Source organism: Pacificibacter sp. (assembly GCF_039769035.1).
GTDB lineage: Bacteria > Pseudomonadota > Alphaproteobacteria > Rhodobacterales > Rhodobacteraceae > Celeribacter.
This window is the reverse complement of the sequence record NZ_JBDMZG010000071.1, coordinates 20,900-41,200: the sequence shown is the minus strand read 5'-3', so window position 1 is coordinate 41,200 and position 20,301 is coordinate 20,900. Positions and strand designations below refer to the sequence as shown.

Genomic DNA, 20,301 nt, shown 5'->3' with positions numbered 1-20,301 from the left:
TGTGGATTTCCGAGGTCACTTTCCACGCATAAACGCCCAAAAACACCACGCCCACAACGATGCCCGCCCATGAACCGATGACAAAAATATCGGGCAACTCCATGGCCACACCAGAGACATCGATCAAAGGCACATTATAGATCGCCACCAAACTCACCAAGGCAATGGCGACGCCCCCTGTCAAAATCGCCGATTTAGCCCGCAGTGCGGTGGCAGAAATGGTGACAGGCCCCAAAATCAGCAAGGCAAACGGGTTGTTCAGCCCGCCCGACAAATACAGCATCGCCGACAGTTGGGTGATGTCGAACAACAGCATCAACGTGGCGCCTCGTTCCGTCAGGCGCATGTTTTCGGGGTACACGACAGAGGCAAAAACGTTGACGATGATCGACGCACCAATCGCCACAGCAAAGCCGCCAAGCGACAATTGAAACTCCAAAAACAAGATCGCGCTGCCGATGGTGATGATCTGTCCAGCAATGGCGATCCACCTCAGCCAGACCAAAGTGCGCAGGCGCACCCAGTTTGAACGGCGTTCTTCGTTGATGATCTCTTCGGAAATATGGGCCATTGACAGATTATTGATCCTACTGCGTCATTTCATCCCTTGTTAGTCCGGCCCGTCCGTCCGATCAATGCGCAGGTTAACGCGCCGAGACCGTATGCGATAGAAACGAGTCGCTTTCAGGCGTGAAACCGTGAACATGAATTGCTGCATTTTGATTTTCCCACGTTTTGGGTCAAAGTTGAAATGCCTTTGAATCGGAGACACCACGATGCGCGCCGCAGCCATTACATCCGCACTTGCCATTGCCGCACTTTTGGGTGGCACCGCCTACTTTGCCTTTGGTCCCAAAGCGGCCAATGATTTCGCCAGCTGCACCCAAGCGGCTGTGGCGGGGGGCGCGATTGGTGGGCCGTTCGAATTGGTGGACGAAAATGGCGTGACCGTCACTGATAAGGACGTGATCACCAAGCCGACGATTTTGTATTTCGGCTACACCTTTTGCCCAGATGTGTGCCCCTTGGACAATATGCGCAACGCCGACGCACAGCGCATTTTGGACGAAAAAGGTTATGACACACAGACCGCGTTTATCTCGATCGACCCAGAGCGCGACACGCCTGAGGTCATGAAGGAATTCACCAGCCTGTTCCACGACAATATGATCGGTCTGACAGGGTCGCTCGCGCAGGTGAAATCAGCCTCTAGAGCCTATAAAACTTACTATCAAAAGCAGGTTGATGGCGATCCTGAATACTACCTGATGGATCACTCCACACAGACCTATTTTGTGATGCCAGAAGTGGGCTTTGTCGACTTTTTCAAACGCGATGATAGCTCTGAAAAGATGGCTGAAACCGTGGCCTGCTTCATTGATGCCGCTGGGTGAGATTTGACAAAGGCCTCAGGCAGCCTAGTGTTTTAGTGCACGGCGTTGCCTGCGCCACTTCTTGGAAAGGATGATGGGATGACGATAGAAAAGCTAGACATCGGTGACGACAAATCCTTGCTGCTCGTCGATGACGATGAACCCTTTTTGCGTCGCCTGACACGCGCCATGGAAAAACGCGGGTTCGAGGTCGAAATGGCTGGATCTGTTGCCGCTGGCAAGGCGATCTCAACCGCGCGCCCACCCGCTTATGCTGTCGTTGATTTGCGTCTGGAAGATGGCAACGGGTTGGACGTGGTCGAAGTGCTGCGCGCCAAACGCCCTGACAGCCGCATCGTGGTGCTGACAGGATACGGCGCGATTGCCACTGCTGTGGCGGCTGTGAAAATCGGTGCTACGGATTATCTGTCAAAACCTGCGGATGCCAACGACATCACCAACGCGCTTTTGGCCACCGGTGATGATCTGCCGCCACCGCCTGAAAATCCGATGTCTGCGGATCGGGTGCGTTGGGAACATATTCAGCGGGTCTATGAGCTGTGCGATCGCAACGTCTCTGAAACGGCGCGGCGTTTGAATATGCACCGTCGGACCTTGCAGCGCATTTTGGCGAAGCGGTCGCCGAAATAGGCGTTTTGACCGATTTTGGACCTTTAAAACATGTAAAGTGGCGCTGGGCGAAAGCCTTAAACTTTTGCAAACCCGCGCCACAATGTTGTTAAAAGATGTCAAATTCAACGACGTAGGTCGAAGCGCTTCCAGATCTTATCCACGTGGGTTCCGTCGTCCAATGCGGCGTCTTTGATCACCTTGATCGTCTCAAACCCGCGACTTTGGTAATAGGCCAATCCACCCTCATTGTCCGCACGGATGATCGCATCAATGGCGCGATACCCCATGTCGCGCGCCGTTTTGCGCGTGGCCTCGAACAAAGCCGATCCAACCCCCAATCCGGTCCCGCCAACCCGCACAAATGTGGCGATATCAGCGACACCATTGGGCAAATCAGGATGCGGTTCGATCCATTGGAATCCCAAGAGGCGACCCGTGTCGTCTTCGGCCAAAAGCCACGCCGCATTTGGCACCCGCATTTTGCGGGCAAGCTCATCGGCGGTTTTGTCATGCACATAGGCGGTTGTGCCGCCTATCTTTATGATTTCATTCAAAAGTTCCGCCAAAGCGCGCGCATCTAACATGCCAGCTTTACGAATGTGGAGGGTCATAGTTGCGCCATCAATTCGGCATGGCGCGCGGTAAATGCATTGCGCGCATGGACAGGCGGGCGCAGGTGGATTCGCAGGTTTTTCACCAAGGCCAAGTCCTGTTTGCCAAACAACTTGTTGCCTTCTGATTCCGAAAAACCAGCAATTTGGGTCGCTTCAAGCCATGCCGACACCTTATCGGCCTTTTTTATCTTGCGTTTAATCGCCACAGGAATCTTCGCAGGAAGGCCAAACCGAATGTGAATTGCGGCCGTTAGCCTGTCGTCCAGATCGCCGTAATCTGGCCCAATCGCGGCCTTCACAGGCGAAATCATATCGCCGATCACATACTCTGGTGCGTCATGCAAAAGTGCCGCCAATTGCCATTTGATTGGTTCATTGGGATACAGCTGACGGAAAATTTGTTCAACCAAAACAGAGTGTTCCGCGACAGAATAGGCCCAATCCCCACGGGTCTGCCCATTCCAACGCGCCACAAATGCCAGCCCATGCGCGATGTCTTCGATCTCGATATCCATCGGAGTCGGGTCCAAAAGATCGAGCCTGCGACCCGAAAGCATCCGTTGCCATGCGCGTGCCTGTGCCATATTTTTATTCCCGTCTGCCGTTTTCGCGCTACGTATAATTCAAGCGGGGCTTGATCTCAAATCACTCTCACATCGTTGTAAGCGTGGATGGGAGGTGTTAACCAGCCGCAAAAGACATTCTCAAGGAGCCGATCCATGACAGACTATATCGTCAAAGACATCTCGCTGGCTGATTTCGGCCGCAAAGAACTCGACATCGCTGAAACCGAAATGCCAGGCCTGATGGCTCTGCGCGACGAATACGGCGAAAGCAAACCACTTAAGGGCTCACGCATCGTTGGCTCTTTGCACATGACCATCCAAACCGCTGTTTTGATTGAAACTCTTGTGGCTTTGGGCGCAGATGTGCGCTGGGCGTCATGCAACATTTTCTCAACCCAAGACCACGCTGCCGCAGCGATTGCTGCCAGCGGTGTTCCTGTATTTGCGATCAAGGGTCAGTCCTTGGAAGAGCACTGGGACTACTTGGATAAATCCTTCCAATTCGCAGACGGTCCGAACCTGATCTTGGATGATGGCGGCGATGCGACATTGTACATCTTGCTGGGCGCGCGCGTTGAAAACGGCGAAGCTGAGCTGATCGAAGTGCCAACATCTGAAGAAGAAGTTGCAGTTTTCGCGCAGATCAAAAAGCGTATGGCCGAAACACCGGGTTGGTTCACCAAAATGCGTGAGCAAATTGTTGGCGTATCCGAGGAAACAACGACAGGCGTTCACCGTCTGTATGACCTTGTAAAACAAGGACAATTGCCGTTCCCAGCGATCAACGTTAACGACTCTGTGACCAAGTCCAAGTTCGACAACAAATACGGTTGTAAAGAAAGCCTCGTGGACGGTATCCGCCGCGCAACAGACACAATGATGGCGGGTAAAGTCGCTGTTGTGTGTGGCTACGGCGATGTGGGCAAAGGCTCTGCTGCGTCTCTCAGCGGCGCTGGTGCGCGTGTGAAAGTGACTGAAATCGATCCAATCTGTGCGCTGCAAGCGGCCATGGACGGCTTCGAAGTTGTGCGTCTTGAAGACGTTGTGTCCACGGCAGACGTGTTCATCACCACCACTGGCAACAAAGACATCATCCGCATCGAACACATGCGCGCGATGAAAGACATGGCGATTGTTGGCAACATCGGTCACTTCGACAACGAAATCCAAGTGGCTGCGTTGAAAAACCACAAATGGACCAACATCAAAGACCAAGTCGACATGATCGAAATGCCATCCGGCTCACGTATCATTTTGTTGTCCGAGGGTCGTTTGTTGAACCTTGGCAACGCAACGGGTCACCCATCTTTCGTGATGTCTGCGTCCTTCACCAACCAAGTTTTGGCGCAGATGGAGCTTTGGACAAACGGCGAAGCCTACAAGAATGACGTCTACATCTTGCCGAAACACCTGGATGAAAAGGTCGCACGCTTGCACCTCGCACGCATCGGCGTGCAATTGTCCGAGCTGTCCAAAGAGCAAGCGGACTACATTGGTGTGACTGTGGAGGGGCCATTTAAGCCCGAACACTACCGCTACTAAACCCCATTAGTTTGCGTCAAAGGGCCTTCCATGTGGGGGCCCTTTGCTTATGGGGACCAGAGCGCATATTTTCCCTTTGTGTTGGCACAATTAGGAACTAGTCTCCCTGCAAGCCCAAATCGTGGCTTTGTGAAAAAGGCTGAAAAGCCGCTAACTGCTGGGAGATTTCCGATGGGAAAACGTGACGAACTGATCGAAAAATACGCAGACGACCTCAAGAACAAATGTGGCGTGACGCCTGACATGGATCTTTTGACCAAGGTCACAATCGGCTGCGGCCCTGCGATCTACAACGACGACGCATCTACGGTTGCGGGATCACAAGAGTCAGAACTTGAAACTGTTAAAAACAACTTCCTGATCAAGAAACTCGGCCTCGCAGATGGTCCTGAATTGATGGATGCGATCAACGCAACGATCGAAACTTACGGCAAATCCGAGCGCAACAAATACCGCGCTGTGTTCTACTACTTGTTGGTAAAGCACTTCGGCAAAGAAGCTGTATACGGCTAATAAATATGGCCGCCTCAACACGGGTTGGGGCGGCCATTTTCTTTATAAAATAACGCGTTAAGCGTCAGTTGCGCCAAGCGCACAGACGATGGCCCACTCTTCGGCGCTGACGGGCTGAACAGACAAGCGCGAGTTGTTCACAAGCACCATTTCAGCAAGACGCGGGTCCGATTTACACATCGCCAATGTGACGGGCGTGGTAAATGGGCGAACGGCTTTGATATCAACACATTCCCAACGGGCCTCTTCGGTTGAGCTGTCCTGATGTGCTTCTGCGCAAACCTCGACAATGCCAACGATCTCTTTTTCCGCACGCGAATGATAGAAAAATCCGAGATCACCGAGTTTCATTTGCCGCATGAAGTTGCGCGCTTGGTAGTTGCGCACGCCATCCCATTCTTCGCCAGCCTCGCCTTTGGCGACTTGATTGTCCCAAGACCAAACATCAGCTTCCGATTTGAACAGCCAGTAGTTCATTAGCCGATAACCCGTTTCCACGCTTGCACAGTGACGCTTTCGAAAAGGTCTGCCTTGGCGTAGGGATCGCCATCAGCCCAAGCTTGTGCGGCGGCCAAGTCAGCGACTTCAAGAATAAGCAAAGAGCCGCACATTTCTCCAGCTTCGTTCAAAAAAGGTCCTGCCTGTTCGACGACGCCCGTTTGCTCAATGTAGGCCAAATGCTCGGCGCGTGTATCAAGACGGATTTGAAGTGCGCCAGCTTTATCGGTGCACATGACAGCAAATTTCATAAGTTATTCCCTTTTGAGTGGTCGCGAGAGCAAACGCTCTACAGCTTCAGTGATTGTGATCGAAGAATTCAGAATGTCACGTACAACATTGGTGATGGGCATGTCGACACCGCGCTCTGCGGCAAGTGCTGCCACGGCCTGTGCTGTGGCGACGCCTTCGACGGTGATCTCTGGGTCGATTGGATCACCGCGGCCCAGTTTCAGACCATGCGAAAAGTTCCGTGATTTTGCTGACGTACAGGTCAAAACCAAGTCCCCAAACCCAGACAACCCCAACAATGTTTGCGGTGAAGCACCCAGCGATGTGGCGATGCGCTGCATTTCAATGTTGCCGCGCGTCATCAAGGCCGCGCGGGCACTTTCGCCCAAACCCGCACCAATCGCGATGCCGCAAGCGATAGCCATCACGTTTTTCAGCGCGCCACCAAATTCAACGCCCACAGGGTCCAAACTTGAATAAAGGCGGATATTTTGCGTTGTGAGCGCGGTTTGAAGATCAGAGACCAAAGCCTCATCTTTGCCAGCAATCGTAAGCGCCGTTGGCAAGCCAGCGGCGATATCCACAGCAAATGACGGACCAGACACAATCGCCACGCGGGCGTCCGGCACGATCTGGCTCAGCAGTTCCACAGGACCACGTCCGGTTTTCACATCGATACCTTTGCAACATGAAACCAGCATTTTACCGGTCAAAAGCGCGACATTGTCTTGCGCAAATTGCGACAAGGTTTGCATGGGCATCGACAGCAAAATGATGTCGGCAGCGCAGGCGGTGTATAAATCCGAGGTCAGCTTTAAGGCGTCAGGCAAGCTACAATCGGGCAGGCGCTTGGCGTTGGTCCGTGTCGCTTCCATTTGCGCAATGTGTTCGGCTGAGCGCCCCCAAAGGGTCACATCATCGCGCACGCTGCTTAAAGAAATCGCCAGCGCGGTACCAAACGCACCTGCACCAAGGACGGCAATGCCAGTCATACCAATAAGCCTTTCCGAGTTTGACGGTCCTAAATGCTGCCAAACGTTGTTTCATCCTATATTGGGAGGTAACACTGAGACATCGTTCACACAATGCTGGGTACCATTTTGCCGACAACAGTGCTTATTTCGCGACCCTTTGAGGACGCCAATGCGGTGAAACGGGCTGTGTTGGCGCAGTTTCCGTCTGTTGACGTGATTGTGGCACCTGCTCTCAAGATCAAAAATGTGCCGTTTGAGGCCCCCGAAGGCGATTTCGATGCGCTTGTGTTGACGTCAAAACACGCGGTCGAGGCTGCTGCGCGTATCGCCCCCAATGCAACGGCACTGTGTGTTGGCGATGCCACGGCGCAGGCCGCACGCGCGCATGGGCTCAAGGCGATTTCCGCGCAAGGGGCGGCGCAAGACCTGTTTGAACTTGCACGCGACAGTGACGTTACCAAGTTGCTGTATTTGCATGGGGCACACGTCCATACCGATCTGGCAGGGGCGCTGACAAATGCGGGCCTTGAGGCAAAATCACGCGTTGTATATCGCCAAGATGCTTGCGCATTTTCTGCGGAGGTGCGTGACCGCGTTGCTAAGCTCAAATCGCTCGTTGTGCCGGTGTACTCTGCGCGCTCGGCCCAAATTGTGTCTGAAAATCTTGCCGGATTTGGTGGGAAAATTGTCCTTGTGGCCATCTCAGACGCGGCGCAACAAAGGTGGTCCGGTCCCGATCCAAAGACAACGATCATCGCACAAGCGCCCAATTCCAAGGCAATGCTTACGGCCATAGCGTCGCAACTGACGTGAATGGCTTGAGGGTCGTTTGCAGACCTACTAAGTTTGAACAGTAGACAGATTTTATTGGTTCGGATTCGAAAGGTTCTCTCGTGGCAGGTGCAAAGAAAACTCCAAATAAAGCAGCGATTGAAGAGGCGGATATCGACGCGGTAAACGTCGAAAAGGATGATGTCGTTCAAGCCGATGCCGAAGGTGAGGACACACTTGAGGCAACCGCGGATGATGCTGATGCTGCAAGTGCTGATACGGCAGACGTATCGGCGGACAGTGATGATGCGAAATCCGTAGAAGAGACTGATATTTCAGATGAAACTCCTGAAGTCTCCGACCTTATTCATGAAGAACCAGCCACTGCTGCGCCTGTTTCATCCGCAGAGCAGCGCGGCTTTATGCCTCTGCTTTTGGGCGGTGTTTTATGTGCAGGCATTGGCTTTGTGGCCGCGAACCTGATTAAGCCAGACGGCTGGCCTTTCCCGGGTTCCAATACCGAAGTTCTGAAAGAACAGATTGCGCAGCTTGAAACGTCTTTGGCAGACACGCGCGCGCAGATGGAAACAGTGGTGTCTGACGCGCGCAAAGAAGCAGCGAATGTGTCCACATCGGTGGATGAAAAACTGGCTGAATTTGATCTGGACGGCACGATTGAGACGCTATCAGCAGCCCTTGCCAGCATGGATCAGCGATTAACCGCCGTCGAGGCCGCGCCCGTGGCAGAGGCGATTGTCTCCCCTGAGGCGACGGCCGCTTACGAGCGCCAGTTGAGCGAAATGCAAAGCCTCTTGGACAGCGAAGTTGCGCGTCTGAAAGAAGCAAAAGAAGTGGCGGAAAGCGAAAAAGCCAGCGCTGCGATGGCGTCTGCGCTGACCCGCTTGCAAGAAGCTGTGACAAACGGACAGCCCTTTGCGGGCGTGTTGACCGAATTGCCAGGTGAGGTGCCGTCTGCACTGGCGGGATCTGCCGCTACGGGGGTCGCGACGTTGCAAGAGATTGCCGACAGTTTTTCAGATGCAGCTGAGGTTGCGATTGTGGAAACTGCAAAGTCGGACACAGAAAACCAAGGTTGGATGGACCGCTTTTTGCGCAGTCAGCTGGGCCTGAGATCTTTGACACCACAAGAGGGCACCACGCCCGACGCGATTTTGTCGCGTGCAGAGCAAGCCATACGCGACAATGATTTGCAGGTGGCGCTTACTGAAATTTCAACTCTTCCCGATGTGGGGCAAGCCGCGATGGCGGATTGGGCTGCGATGACGCGGACCCGTCTGGACGTCACAACTGCACTTTCCGCACTGCTTGCTCAATAGAAAGGCACTCACATGCTTTGGTCTCTCGTTAAAATAGTTTTCTTTGTCGTGCTTGTCGCGGCGATTTCGTTTGGTGGTATGTTCTTGATCGACTCTGAGGGCAGCATGGCGATTGCTTTCATGGGCAAGCAGGTGGTTCTGTCGCCGATTAAGGTTGTGATCGCTTTGGTCATTCTTTTGGCGGCGTTTTGGGTGCTGCTTAAGGTGCTGGGCCTGTTGCTTGCGGTTGTGAAATTCTTGTTTGGTGATGAAACGGCGCTGTCGCGCTACTTTGATCGCAATCGCGAACGCAAAGGGTATGACGCTGTGGCCGAGGGCTTGATGGCACTGGCCACTGGCGAAGGGCGCGTGGCCATGTCTAAGGCGGCAAAGGCTGAGAAGTATCTGCGCAAGCCCGAATTGACCAACCTTTTGACTGCCCAAGCTGCCGAAATGACTGGTGACAAACGCAAAGCGCAAGAAGTCTACCGTCGTTTGGTCTCTGACGACCGCACGCGGTTTGTTGGTGTGCGCGGAATGATGAAGCACAAGTTGGAAGAGGGCGATACCGAGACTGCCTTGAAGCTTGCCGAGAAAGCCTTTGCGATCAAGCCTGCGCATGTCGAAATGCAAGATACTTTGTTGCAGCTTCAAGCCAAGAATGAAGATTGGTCTGCGGCACGCAAGACATTGTCGGCAAAGCTTAAACACGGCGCAATTCCACGCGATGTGCACAAGCGCCGCGATGCCATCTTGGCACTTTCAGAAGCCAAGGGCGTGTTTGAAGAGGGTGCGACGATCGAGGCACAAGAGGCCGCGATTGACGCCAACAAAAAGTCACCTGATTTGATCCCTGCTGCCGTCATGGCCAGCGACGAATATGTGCGTCGTGGCAAAGCACGACAAGCGACACGCGTGTTGAAAAAGGCATGGAACGCGCAGCCGCACCCTGATTTGGCGGCCGCGTTTGCAAGGATTGCACCTGACGAGACGCCACAAGCACGCGTAAGCCGCTTTTCTGGGCTGGTGAACGCCAAGCCGGGTCACCCTGAAACCAAAATGCTGATGGCGGAGCTATATATCGCAGCCGAAGATTTCCCTGCCGCGCGGCGCGCCTTGGGTGACTTGGTGGAAGATAATCCAACGGCACGGTCTATGACATTGATGGCGGCTGTTGAGCGTGGCGAAGGGTCTGATGATGTTGTGGTGCGCGGCTGGTTGACGCGTGCTTTGATTGCACCGCGTGGACCGCAATGGATTTGTGACAAGTGCCAAACAGTGCATCCCGCTTGGGTGCCGGTGTGTGGCACCTGTTCTGCCTTCGATACATTAAGCTGGCGCGCTCCTGCGCAACCTGAAGTGTCGATGCCTGCGGGAACTGAGATGCTGCCAATGATTGTTGGCGCAGACAAAGAGACCACCGGTCAAGCGGATAGCGCGTTGATCACCGAAGATACCGATGTCGTCGAGGCGCAAACGTCTGACGCTACGCAAAAGTAATCACGGCACGGGCGGCGCGCATGTGCCGCCCGTAGTCCATCTTGTCCCTCGCCACTTGTGCATCTTGCGCCCCCTTTCGAAGTGGTATGTTAGTTTATCCGCGGCGACCCAGCGTGGATTTATTGCGCAACAGGACATAGGTTCAACACATGCAAACGACGTCGCCCAAGCGGCCGCAGCTCACCCGTGAGCAGGCGGAGCAATTCCACTATCTTGAAGTTTTGAAACGCACAGGGCCTGCTGGTGCGGAATATTTGGATCCTTGGGATCCGCTGCAAGATTCATTCATGATTGATGGGGGCGCGGTCGTTCCCGATTACCGCGTGGCTGGCGATGGCGAGATCGGCGTGCTTCAGCGCGTGGTGGATGTTGCCGTGCGCGACGCACTGGCATCAGGGCGCACAGATCGCATTTACATTGAACTGGGCGCTGGGCTCTATCGCGGCTTGGTCTATGTGCCTGCTTTGGTCGTGAACGGCGTCAATGTCCCGATCACCTTGTTTGCGGCAAGCGATGATCCTGCCAGCACCGTCATCACTGAAACCATCGACGCAGAAATGCCCGCGGCGGATTATGCGCAAATCTTTGGTGATCTGTTTGCGCAGTGTCACGACACGATCAAAGAGATCCACGACAAGATCTGCACGCGCAGCGGTATCATCACAACGGCGAATGCCTCGGTTGTGCGGGTGGAAAATCACGGGTTTCAGATGAAGGGCTTGTCCGTTCGCAACGGGTACAATGCTGATCGTGTCCAACCTGGGCGTGACGATGGTCCGCGCAATGCGGCAGGTCAATTCACCACGGGTCAACACCAAGCTGTGGCTGTTTTGATTGCAGGTGCCGACAAGGTACATCTCGATCATGTGCATCTGTCGAGTTACCAAGATACGCTTTACTTTCAAGGCCCTGCACCTGCTGTCACCGCACGCTCTTTCTATTCCCATTGCTATATCGAGGGGGATGTCGATTTTATCTTTGGGCAGACAACGGCGTATTTTTGGGAATGCGAAATCAAATCCTTGGGCTCCCGCGCGCAGCACACTTGGGTGTGTGCACCAAGTACAAATATACGAACACCTTACGGCGTCGTTTTCCAATCGTGTACCTTTACGCATGACAACAGTGACACAGCCTTGGCGGGGCATTTCAACCTTGGCCGGCAATGGTTCGAAGGGGTCAGATGCACGCCCTATGGCACGTCGCCGATTGATGGATATGCCTGCGAACTGGGCGATATTTCGCAGTTTGAGGGCACGCAGGGCACCATTAGCGTCGCAACCTTGGAATCTGTAGGGAAGTGCGCTGTCTTGAATTGCAAAATTGGCGCGCACATCAACACGGTCGCGCCTTGGGCAAATTGGAACGGGGGCACATTTGATCCAAACGGGACATACACGCCAGCCCCTTGGTCGGCGCGATTCAGGCCAACTTTGTATTCGGCGCAGGACTTTATCGACGGTCTTTCGCACTGGGCGCCGATGGCCTCTTTGGACTTCAGCGAGATTGATCAAAATGAGACATTTTTAGCTGAATTTGAATCGAAAGAGATATCTCTTAAGTGACGAAAATATAGAGACTATTTTAACAATTAAGCCAGCATCAACATCTCTTTGATACACCTCGTTTTGGGTGAATAAATGAGGTGGTGGAATGAGTGCTAAGAGCAATGCGCCAATTATAATCAAGAAGAAGAAAGTCATCGCCGGTGATGGGCATCATGGTGGGGCTTGGAAAGTCGCTTATGCCGACTTTGTGACCGCCATGATGGCCTTCTTTCTCTTGATGTGGCTGCTCAACGCGACGACGGAAAAACAGCGCAAAGGTATTGCGGACTATTTCAATCCGACGATCCCTGTGAACCGTATTTCCGGCGGTGGCGAAGGTGCTTTTGGCGGGGATTCTGTTTTCACAGAAGAAACCTTGGCGCAAAACGGCACAGGCGCGTCAACGTCGGATTCTGTAAAATCCAAATCCTCTCCAAGCTTAGAATCGCTGGAAGAAGACTCGGCCAAAGCAGCTGATTCCAAGAGTTTTGCAGAGGTCCAAGAGCTGTTAACAGCCTTTGGTGGGGAAAGCATGGCCGCCGATAAGGCGATGCGCCATATCGTAACACGCGTCACCGATGAAGGGCTGATCATCGAGGTATTTGACACCGAAGATGAGCCCCTTTTCGCCCCCCGCACCACTGAGCCGGAAGACGTCGCGATTTTGCTCACAGAGATGATGGGGCGCGTGCTTTCTGTGGTGAAAAACCAGATCGCTGTAACGGGGCATGTTCGGACAGAACCCCTTGTAGTTATTGATAATCCTGTTTGGGACTTGTCCAATCAGCGCGCAGACAAAATGCGTGAAATGCTGGAAAGCAGCGGGACAAGCCCAAGCCGCATTCAGCGGGTCACGGGCTATGCCGACCGAAAGTCCGCGGCGCGCAACCCAATGGATGTCCGAAATAACCGCATCGAAATCATTCTACTTCGAAGCGATTTTAAGAAGAATTGAACGCATTAGTCCCCTGTTAAGGCGCGCCGTGCATTCTGGCACCTGTATTTCGGGTCCCAGCAGCAGAAAGGCGCTACCCTATGACTATTTCATCCTCGCTGAATGCGGGTGTGGCTGGCCTCAACGCCAACGCCACCCGCCTCGCAACAATCTCTGACAACATCGCGAACTCTAACACCTATGGTTACAAAAGGGCCTCGGCTGACTTTGAGTCCTTCGTGATCGCCAACAATTCTGGCGCTGGCGCCTACTCCGCTGGCGGTGTTCGCGCCGAGACAACGCGGTTGATTGATGAGCGAGGCGCACTGATTTCAACCGCGAATGCCACCGACCTCGCCGTCGGCGGGCGTGGAATGTTGCCTGTGACGACGGCGGTTTCATTGGACTCTGCTTCTGGCGATCAGCCAATGATGATGACGACGACAGGTTCATTCTATACGGATTCCGATGGTGTCCTTAAAACCGATTCTGGCTTGGTTTTGCTGGCATGGCCAGCGGATGCGGATGGTACAATCCCGACATTTCCACGCGATACGATGGCTGGTCTCGAACCTGTGGTGATCAACGCCAATCAAACAGCAGGTGACCCAACCACGATGATGAACCTTGGCGTCAATCTTCCAGCTGAGGACGCCACAGAAACGCTGCCACTTTCCGTTGAATACTTCGGAAACCTCGGTACTTCCGAAACGCTCGATATGACATTCGTGCCAGCCGCCGCCGATAATACGTGGACCTTTACGATCAATGATTCCGCACAATCTGGCGCGCTCATCGGCGAATACACGTTGGTCTTTGATGCGACACGCGGAAATGGCGGCACGCTTGCTTCGGTTACACCGACGGCAAACAATCCAGCTTCGGCAACATATTCCTCAGCTGACGGTACTTTGGCGCTTACGGTTGATGGCGGACCATTGGAAATGACCATTGGCAAAATTGGTGACACCAACGGCTTAACCCAACTTTCCGACAACTTTGCGCCGACCCAAATCACCAAGGACGGGTCGCCTGTTGGTAATTTGACCTCGGTCGAGGTGGACGACAATGGCTACATCACCGCGACGTACGACACTGGATTCACACGTAAAATTTATCAGATCCCACTGGTTGATGTGCCAAACCCGAACGGTTTGATTTCGATGAACAACCAAACCTATCAGGTGTCGCCTGACTCAGGATCGTTCTTCCTTTGGGACGCTGGTGATGGCTCAACAGGCGCGATCGTCGGCTATGCACGTGAGGGCTCAACAACTGATGTTGCGGGGGAACTCACTGACTTGATCCAAACGCAACGCGCATATTCATCGAATGCCAAGGTGATCCAAACAGTCGATGAGATGCTGCAGGAAACCACCAATATCAAACGCTAATGGTCACAATGACCCGAAAGGGAAGGAGCTGTAGACAATGAGTATCGGGAATGCGCTCTCAAACGCCCTTTCGGGCCTGAACGTTGTGTCGCGCGCGGCTGATGTGGTCTCGGCGAATGTCTCCAACGCCATGACCGAGGGCTATAGCCGTCGAGACATCGAACTAACGTCGCAAACACTGGGCCAGTTTGGCTCAGGTGTTTCTGTCGTTGGCGTCACACGCCAAACCGACCCCGTTGTGACGGGCGAGCGACGCTTTGCAGACGGTGAAGTCGCTCTTGCGGAAACTCAGATCGCCTTTTTGGACGGTTTTGCCCGCACAATCGGACAACCTGATGAGCCAAGCTCACTCTCTGGGCACATCGTGTCGCTTGAAACAAGTTTGATCGAAGCGGCAAGTCGCCCCGAATCTGAAACGCGCCTGCAATCCGTTTTATATGCCGCACAAAGTTTGGCTGAGAAAATTAACACCTCTGCAGACTCTCTAATGGATGCCCGTATGGCAGCCGACAAAGACATTGGAAGTTCTGCTGAATTCCTTCAGGCGTCTTTGCAGCAGGTTGTGGATCTGAACGTGGCCATTCGACAAAGTGTCTCGTCTGGATATGACGTCAATTCACTATTGGATCAGCGGCAAAAGGTTGTGGACCAAATATCTCAAATTGTGCCGGTCAAAGAAATTCCACGCGAAAACAACATGATTGCTCTCTATACAGAGGGCGGGGCCATTCTTGTGGACTCCAAGGCCGCATCAATCGAATTCACACCAGTTGCCACGATCACGCCCGATATGACTCTCGCTAACGGGGCGCTATCTGGCCTCACAATCAATGGGCAACCTGTTTCTACGGGCAGCGATCGGGGGCCAATTTCTGGTGGGAGTCTGGCGGGTCTGTTTAATGTACGGGATGTTCTGGCGCCTGAAGCCCAAGTTAAGCTCGATGCGGTTGCGCGTGATCTTGTCGAGCGGTTTCAAACTGTTTCTGTTGATCCAACTTTGCCCACTGGCGCAGCTGGCTTGTTCACTGACAATGGCGCGGCGTTCGATGCTCAAAACGAAGAATCTCTCTCGCGCAGATTGTCGGTCAACGCACTGATTGATCCGGCGCAGTCGGGTGATCTTTGGAAGATTCGCGATGGTCTTGGGACCACCGCAGAGGGCGATCAAGGCAATGCCTCGATTCTTATTGCCATGGCGGAAGCGCTTCAGAATTCAAAGGCCGTTGGATCGGGCGGTTTTTCCTCTGCTTTGCGCAGCGCCACGCATTTGTCGTCCGATTTCTATTCCATGATTGAGGGCGACCTTCTCAATTTGGAGGCGGGCTTGAGTTTTTCCGCCGCGCGGCAAGAAAACTTGAAATCAATCGAGTTGGAAGCGGGTGTGGACACGGATTACGAGATGCAAAAGCTCTTGTTGATCGAACAGTCCTACGCGGCAAATGCCAAGGTCATCGAGTCGATCAACGCATTGCTCGACGACCTAATTAGGAGGCTTTGATGAGTAGTATTTCATACGGAGATCTCGCATCGTCGCTCACGAATATGCGCCGGACGACACAAGTGAAACAGGACTTGGAGCGGTACAATTACGAGGTGTCGAGTGGCCAGAAAAGCGATTTGCGCACGGCGGTGTCGGGGGATTTTACACCTCTCGCGTCGCTTGAGCGGTCCCTTCGGTCTTTGGGCGCGTATGAGACTTCGATTGGCGAGGCTGAGCTTTTTGCGTCTTCATTACAGTCTGTCTTGGGCACTGTTTCAGACCACATTTCAAGTCTTTCCACCGATCTTTTTACCGTGTCTGAAGGCGCGCAGCCTGTCACCATTTCGATCGCAGCCAATGATGCGCGTGGAAAACTTGATAGCGTCATTTCGGTTCTAAACACTCGTGTTAGCGGGCGGTCGCTGCTGTCAGGGGCGGCCACTGGAACCACGGCGCTGGCCAGTGCAGATGACATGATGGCGCAAATCGGTGCGCTTGTGGCAACTCAGGTGAGTGCCGGCGGAATCATTGCCGTCGTGGATGACTGGTTTGACGCCCCTGTTGGCGGGTTCGAAACAAGCGGGTTTCTTGGGTCTCAGGACAATGTGTCCCCGTTTATGTTGAACGAAAATGAACGCGCCAGCCTCGACATCAAGGCGGATGATCAATCCATCCGAGATACGTTAAAAGGCCTCGTTTTGGCCTCTTTGGTTGATGAACAAGTGATGGCTGGAAATCCTGACGAACAAGTAGCGCTGCTTCAGGAGGCCGGCTCAAAATTGCTCGCCTCAGATGCAGCAATCACGGTCTCGCGCGCGCATGTTGGTCGCGTTGAACAGCAGATTGATGAGGCCAGAATGGCAAATTCTGCCGAGGGCTACGCCTTGGAATTGGCGAAATCCAAAATTGTATCTGCCGATGTGTATGAATCTGCCGCCATGCTGACGCAGGCTCAGTCACAGCTGGAAATGATTTACACGCTCACCGCGAGACTGTCGCAATTGAAACTATCGGATTATCTCTAATGATCAAATTTTTCCTGTCAGCGCTGATTTTCGCGTTCAACATTACTGCCACTGTCGCTTCGCCAATCAGGATTAAGGATTTGGTCGAATTTGACGGCGTTCGTGGAAACGACTTGGTCGGTTACGGATTGGTCGTTGGACTCAATGGGACCGGTGACGGCATCCGAAACGCACCCTTCACCGAAGAAATTATGTCAAATATTCTTGAGCGGCTGGGCGTCAACGTCTCAGGCGAACAGTTTCGACCAAAGAATGTGGCGGCTGTTTTTGTGACCGCAACCTTGCCGCCTTTCGCGCGAACAGGGTCGCAAATTGATGTAACGATTTCTGCCATTGGTGATGCCAAAAGCCTGCTCGGCGGCACGCTTATTATGACGCCAATGAACGCACCAGATGGGCAAATATACGCTGTGGCGCAGGGCACGATTATCGCAGGTGGTGCCTCCGCAGAGGGCGACGGCGCGTCGGTCATTCAAGGGGTGCCGACTGCCGGTGTTATCCCGTCTGGCGCGCGCATTGAGCGAGAAATTGAATTTGATTTTACCCAACTTAAATCCATTCGCTTGGCGTTGAGAAATCCCGACTTCACCACGGCAGAACGGATCGAAGTCGCGATCAATAAGAATTTTGGCCGTGTTGTATCGCGCATGTTGGATGCAGGCACGGTCGTTTTGGACATCAAGGCAACGCGGGAACTATCACCGGCGCATGCGCTTGGACGAGTGGAAAACATTTCAGTCGAACCTGAACGCAAAGCGCGCGTCATTGTCGATCAGCGATCTGGCACCATTGTGATGGGGGAAGATGTGCGGATCTCAAGAGTTGCCGTCAGTCAGGGCAATCTGACACTGCGTATTGAGGAAGAGCCACTTGTTGTACAGCCGAATCCATTTTCGGAAGGCGAGACTGTTGTGGTGCCTCGAACGCGCGCTGCACTTGAAGAAGAGCCTGGTATTGGATTGGCCGAAATTCGCGGCGGCGCATCTTTGTCACAGGTGATTGCAGGGCTGAATGCTCTGGGCGTTTCGCCGCGCGACATGATTGATATTCTAAAAAGCATCAAGGCCGCAGGTGCGCTCCATGCAGAGTTCGTGGTGCGATGAAGCTCCAGCGCGCAAAACTTACAGATGTCAGCCAGCGCCCGTCGCGAGATGCGCGCCTTTTTTGCGGTGGCGACGCCGATTTTCATGATCGTCAGCGTCAGATTTGCGACGCTACTGCAATCTTGAGTTCATGTTTTATCCAAAAATTACACGGTCCGAATATTTCGTAAGGAATTGTTAAATGTCCAGTCATCTGCCTCAGGTGCTACTCATAGGGTCGATGTTGGCGGCAACCTGTGCAGAAGCGGCGGAGCTAAGGTTTCCAGTGTCTACATACGGGACACCTGGCCTTGTCGATATGCCGTCTGGTGAGGTGTTTCCTGATGGTCAGTTAAACATTGCGACGTCATTTAATGCCAAAACGCAAAAGTATAACCTCGCGTTTCAGATTTCACCAAAGCTCTATGGCGGTTTCCGGTACTCCGTTCTCGACAATTTAGATGGTCCTGGTCAAAACCGATACGACCGCAGTTTTGACTTGGCATATATGCTGCTAGCAGAAACCGCGATACGCCCTTCTGTCGTTGTTGGCCTCAGAGATTTTGGTGGCACTGGATTGTTCGGCTCTGAATACGTTGCCGCAACGAAGCATCTTTTGGATGACAGTCTTGCACTGACCGCAGGGATTGGTTGGGGCCGATTTGGGTCTCACGGTGGGTTTGAAAATCCTTTGTCCGTGTTTGGCGATGCCTTCAAAACGCGCGGCGCTGGACCTGTAAGCATCGAAGAAGTTGGCCGCCTCGAAACGGATCAGTGGTTCCGTGGGGATGCGGCGCTCTTTGGCGGATTGGCTTACCAAATAAACGACAGAATTCAGATCAGGGCGGAGTATTCTTCGGACGCATACGCGCGCGAAATTGCCCACATGGGGTTTGAATACAAGTCGCCTGTAAACGTTGCGTTGACCTATGGCTTCAAAAGCGGAACGGATGTGTCTGCGTATGTGTTGCACGGATCAAAGTTTGGCGTGATGGCCAATTTTGTGCTGTCGCCGGAAAACCCCAAGGTGCCGGGGGGGGTTGGTGAAGCGCCGCCTGCGTTGATGTCGCGCCAATCTGCGGCGGCCTTGTCGTGGGATGCTGGCAGTGTTGCGCAAAAAGATAGCCCGCTGGCATTGGCTTTGGCCGAACAGGGGCTGATTTTGGATGGGGTCTCTACCACGAATGACAGCGCGACGGTGCGTCTGATCAATACACGTTTTGATGCGCAGGCGCAGGCGATTGGCCGTGCGGCGCGCGTGATGGCGAACACTTTGCCAAGCAATATTTCGACGTTCAAAATCGAGTCGACCGCCAAAGGCATGACGACATCGCGCACCACGTTGCACCGCAATGATTTGGAAGCGTTGGAGTATGATCTTGATGGGTCTCGGGCCAGCTTTGCGCGGGCTGACATTGCGGATGCTGCGCGCAGCGAGGCCGCGACGCTTCAAGGTGCCTATCCCAATTACTCTTGGGTCATTCAGCCTTATTTTGAGCCGTCGTTGTTCGATCCGGACAATCCTATACGCGCAAATTTCGGCCTTCAGGTAGGCGCGGCTGTTGAGGCCGCGCGGGGGTTGGTTTTCTCGGGTTTGGTGCGGCAGCCTTTGCTCGGGAACCTTGATGAAAGCACCCGTGAATCCAATTCTATTCTTCCCCACGTCCGGACTGATTCTGCGACCTATGCAAAACGGAGCGGGGTTCAGATCAAATCCTTGATGGTAGAAAAATTCTTTCGCCCAGGCACGAACTTGTATGCGCGTGGGACTGTTGGGTATTTGGAAACAATGTATGGCGGCGCCTCCGGCGAGCTTTTGTGGCGACCCGTAAGCAGTCCTTTGGCTTTGGGCCTTGAGTTGAACTATGCCGTAAAGCGCGATTTTGATCAGCTTTTTGGCTTTCAGGACTATGACATCGTCACAGGCCATGCATCGGGTTACTATGATTTTGGGAACGGATACTTGGGGCAACTTGATGTTGGTCGGTATCTCGCGGGCGATTATGGCGTGACCGTTTCTTTCGATCGAGAGTTCAATAACGGGATCCGTGTCGGGGCGTATTTCACCCTGACGGATGTGCCCTTTACCGACTTTGGCGAAGGGTCGTTTGACAAAGGTATTCGGTTTTCGATCCCCGTCAGCTGGATCAGTGGCATGCCAAATCAAAATGACTATGGCTTGGCGATTTCACCCGTTACGCGTGACGGTGGCGCAAGGCTTTATGTTCCGAACCGACTGTTTGAACTCACACGAGACAGCCAAACCAACGAGCTAGAAGATCAATGGGGAAGGTTCTGGAGATGACAC

General features: G+C 53.5%; 19 protein-coding genes and 1 pseudogene. 14 read left to right on the top strand and 6 right to left on the bottom strand.

Features of this window, described 5'->3' with window-relative positions; translation table 11 throughout:
- Positions 1-571: pseudogene (locus tag ABF287_RS06995) on the bottom strand (sensor histidine kinase); the annotation flags it as partial.
- A 205-nt stretch (positions 572-776) separates the two neighbouring features.
- Here ABF287_RS06995 and ABF287_RS06990 point away from each other — a divergent pair.
- A complete protein-coding gene (locus ABF287_RS06990; RefSeq protein WP_347184296.1) occupies positions 777-1,394 on the top strand; it encodes an SCO family protein in 618 nt (205 codons plus the stop codon).
- A gap of 78 nt (positions 1,395-1,472) precedes the next feature.
- Complete coding sequence (locus ABF287_RS06985) at positions 1,473-2,024, top strand: ActR/PrrA/RegA family redox response regulator transcription factor (RefSeq protein WP_347184295.1); 552 nt, start codon at positions 1,473-1,475, stop codon at positions 2,022-2,024.
- A 104-nt stretch (positions 2,025-2,128) separates the two neighbouring features.
- On the opposite strand, the gene ABF287_RS06980 is transcribed toward ABF287_RS06985, so the two are convergent.
- Entirely contained in the window at positions 2,129-2,617 is a 489-nt protein-coding gene (locus tag ABF287_RS06980) for a GNAT family N-acetyltransferase (protein WP_347184294.1), read from the bottom strand.
- Complete coding sequence (locus tag ABF287_RS06975; protein WP_347184293.1) at positions 2,614-3,204, bottom strand: HD family hydrolase; 591 nt, start codon at positions 3,202-3,204, stop codon at positions 2,614-2,616. Before ABF287_RS06975 ends, ABF287_RS06980 begins: the two co-directional genes overlap by 4 nt.
- A gap of 135 nt (positions 3,205-3,339) precedes the next feature.
- On the opposite strand from ABF287_RS06975, the gene ahcY reads away from it, so the two are divergent.
- Positions 3,340-4,728 (top strand): adenosylhomocysteinase, encoded by a 1,389-nt coding sequence (gene ahcY / locus ABF287_RS06970; protein ID WP_347184292.1) that lies wholly within the window; start codon positions 3,340-3,342, stop codon positions 4,726-4,728.
- A 171-nt stretch (positions 4,729-4,899) separates the two neighbouring features.
- A complete protein-coding gene (locus ABF287_RS06965) occupies positions 4,900-5,241 on the top strand; it encodes a DUF2853 family protein (RefSeq protein WP_347184291.1) in 342 nt (113 codons plus the stop codon).
- A 57-nt stretch (positions 5,242-5,298) separates the two neighbouring features.
- On the opposite strand, the gene ABF287_RS06960 is transcribed toward ABF287_RS06965, so the two are convergent.
- The 3 genes from ABF287_RS06960 to ABF287_RS06950 are packed head-to-tail and all read right to left on the bottom strand — an operon-like array spanning position 5,299 to position 6,962.
- Complete coding sequence (locus ABF287_RS06960; protein ID WP_347184290.1) at positions 5,299-5,718, bottom strand: EVE domain-containing protein; 420 nt, start codon at positions 5,716-5,718, stop codon at positions 5,299-5,301.
- Entirely contained in the window at positions 5,718-5,990 is a 273-nt protein-coding gene (locus ABF287_RS06955) for a YciI family protein (RefSeq protein WP_347184289.1), read from the bottom strand. The genes ABF287_RS06960 and ABF287_RS06955 overlap by 1 nt, the downstream gene beginning before the upstream one ends.
- 3 nt (positions 5,991-5,993) lie before the next feature.
- Positions 5,994-6,962, bottom strand: coding sequence for an NAD(P)H-dependent glycerol-3-phosphate dehydrogenase (locus ABF287_RS06950; protein WP_347184288.1), 969 nt, complete (start codon positions 6,960-6,962; stop codon positions 5,994-5,996).
- Between the two features lie 93 nt (positions 6,963-7,055).
- On the opposite strand from ABF287_RS06950, the gene ABF287_RS06945 reads away from it, so the two are divergent.
- From ABF287_RS06945 to ABF287_RS06900, 10 genes are all read left to right on the top strand, one after another.
- Positions 7,056-7,757 carry a uroporphyrinogen-III synthase gene (locus tag ABF287_RS06945; RefSeq protein WP_347184287.1) on the top strand — a complete coding sequence of 234 codons (702 nt, stop codon included), beginning with the start codon at positions 7,056-7,058 and terminating at the stop codon, positions 7,755-7,757.
- An 80-nt stretch (positions 7,758-7,837) separates the two neighbouring features.
- Entirely contained in the window at positions 7,838-9,052 is a 1,215-nt protein-coding gene (locus ABF287_RS06940) for a hypothetical protein (RefSeq protein WP_347184286.1), read from the top strand.
- 12 nt (positions 9,053-9,064) lie between these two features.
- Positions 9,065-10,531: a heme biosynthesis HemY N-terminal domain-containing protein gene (locus tag ABF287_RS06935; RefSeq protein ID WP_347184285.1), complete on the top strand. Its 1,467-nt coding sequence runs from the start codon at positions 9,065-9,067 to the stop codon at positions 10,529-10,531.
- Positions 10,532-10,680: 149 nt separating this feature from the next.
- A complete protein-coding gene (locus ABF287_RS06930) occupies positions 10,681-12,096 on the top strand; it encodes a pectinesterase family protein (protein ID WP_347184284.1) in 1,416 nt (471 codons plus the stop codon).
- Between the two features lie 88 nt (positions 12,097-12,184).
- The gene (locus ABF287_RS06925) at positions 12,185-13,033 is read left to right on the top strand and encodes a flagellar motor protein MotB (RefSeq protein ID WP_347184283.1); all 849 of its coding nucleotides are present in this window, start codon (positions 12,185-12,187) and stop codon (positions 13,031-13,033) included.
- A gap of 80 nt (positions 13,034-13,113) precedes the next feature.
- A complete protein-coding gene (locus tag ABF287_RS06920; RefSeq protein WP_347184282.1) occupies positions 13,114-14,406 on the top strand; it encodes a flagellar hook-basal body complex protein in 1,293 nt (430 codons plus the stop codon).
- Between the two features lie 37 nt (positions 14,407-14,443).
- A complete protein-coding gene (gene flgK, locus ABF287_RS06915) occupies positions 14,444-15,904 on the top strand; it encodes a flagellar hook-associated protein FlgK (protein ID WP_347184281.1) in 1,461 nt (486 codons plus the stop codon).
- Positions 15,904-16,911, top strand: coding sequence for a flagellin (locus ABF287_RS06910; RefSeq protein ID WP_347184280.1), 1,008 nt, complete (start codon positions 15,904-15,906; stop codon positions 16,909-16,911). Before flgK ends, ABF287_RS06910 begins: the two co-directional genes overlap by 1 nt.
- Positions 16,911-18,014 carry a flagellar basal body P-ring protein FlgI gene (locus ABF287_RS06905; protein ID WP_347184279.1) on the top strand — a complete coding sequence of 368 codons (1,104 nt, stop codon included), beginning with the start codon at positions 16,911-16,913 and terminating at the stop codon, positions 18,012-18,014. Before ABF287_RS06910 ends, ABF287_RS06905 begins: the two co-directional genes overlap by 1 nt.
- 181 nt (positions 18,015-18,195) lie before the next feature.
- The gene (locus tag ABF287_RS06900; RefSeq protein WP_347184278.1) at positions 18,196-20,298 is read left to right on the top strand and encodes a YjbH domain-containing protein; all 2,103 of its coding nucleotides are present in this window, start codon (positions 18,196-18,198) and stop codon (positions 20,296-20,298) included.
- Positions 20,299-20,301 lie beyond the last annotated feature (3 nt).

Excerpts from the sequence above, each read along its gene's own strand:
- ABF287_RS06990 (WP_347184296.1), top strand. The coding sequence starts at position 777 with ATGCGCGCCGCAGCCATTACATCCGCACTTGCCATTGCCGCACTTTTG.
- ABF287_RS06985 (WP_347184295.1), top strand. The coding sequence starts at position 1,473 with ATGACGATAGAAAAGCTAGACATCGGTGACGACAAATCCTTGCTGCTC.
- ABF287_RS06980 (WP_347184294.1), bottom strand. The coding sequence starts at position 2,617 with ATGACCCTCCACATTCGTAAAGCTGGCATGTTAGATGCGCGCGCTTTG.
- ABF287_RS06975 (WP_347184293.1), bottom strand. The coding sequence starts at position 3,204 with ATGGCACAGGCACGCGCATGGCAACGGATGCTTTCGGGTCGCAGGCTC.
- ahcY (WP_347184292.1), top strand. The coding sequence starts at position 3,340 with ATGACAGACTATATCGTCAAAGACATCTCGCTGGCTGATTTCGGCCGC.
- ABF287_RS06965 (WP_347184291.1), top strand. The coding sequence starts at position 4,900 with ATGGGAAAACGTGACGAACTGATCGAAAAATACGCAGACGACCTCAAG.
- ABF287_RS06960 (WP_347184290.1), bottom strand. The coding sequence starts at position 5,718 with ATGAACTACTGGCTGTTCAAATCGGAAGCTGATGTTTGGTCTTGGGAC.
- ABF287_RS06955 (WP_347184289.1), bottom strand. The coding sequence starts at position 5,990 with ATGAAATTTGCTGTCATGTGCACCGATAAAGCTGGCGCACTTCAAATC.
- ABF287_RS06950 (WP_347184288.1), bottom strand. The coding sequence starts at position 6,962 with ATGACTGGCATTGCCGTCCTTGGTGCAGGTGCGTTTGGTACCGCGCTG.
- ABF287_RS06945 (WP_347184287.1), top strand. The coding sequence starts at position 7,056 with ATGCTGGGTACCATTTTGCCGACAACAGTGCTTATTTCGCGACCCTTT.
- ABF287_RS06935 (WP_347184285.1), top strand. The coding sequence starts at position 9,065 with ATGCTTTGGTCTCTCGTTAAAATAGTTTTCTTTGTCGTGCTTGTCGCG.
- ABF287_RS06930 (WP_347184284.1), top strand. The coding sequence starts at position 10,681 with ATGCAAACGACGTCGCCCAAGCGGCCGCAGCTCACCCGTGAGCAGGCG.
- ABF287_RS06925 (WP_347184283.1), top strand. The coding sequence starts at position 12,185 with ATGAGTGCTAAGAGCAATGCGCCAATTATAATCAAGAAGAAGAAAGTC.
- ABF287_RS06920 (WP_347184282.1), top strand. The coding sequence starts at position 13,114 with ATGACTATTTCATCCTCGCTGAATGCGGGTGTGGCTGGCCTCAACGCC.
- flgK (WP_347184281.1), top strand. The coding sequence starts at position 14,444 with ATGAGTATCGGGAATGCGCTCTCAAACGCCCTTTCGGGCCTGAACGTT.
- ABF287_RS06910 (WP_347184280.1), top strand. The coding sequence starts at position 15,904 with ATGAGTAGTATTTCATACGGAGATCTCGCATCGTCGCTCACGAATATG.
- ABF287_RS06905 (WP_347184279.1), top strand. The coding sequence starts at position 16,911 with ATGATCAAATTTTTCCTGTCAGCGCTGATTTTCGCGTTCAACATTACT.
- ABF287_RS06900 (WP_347184278.1), top strand. The coding sequence starts at position 18,196 with ATGTCCAGTCATCTGCCTCAGGTGCTACTCATAGGGTCGATGTTGGCG.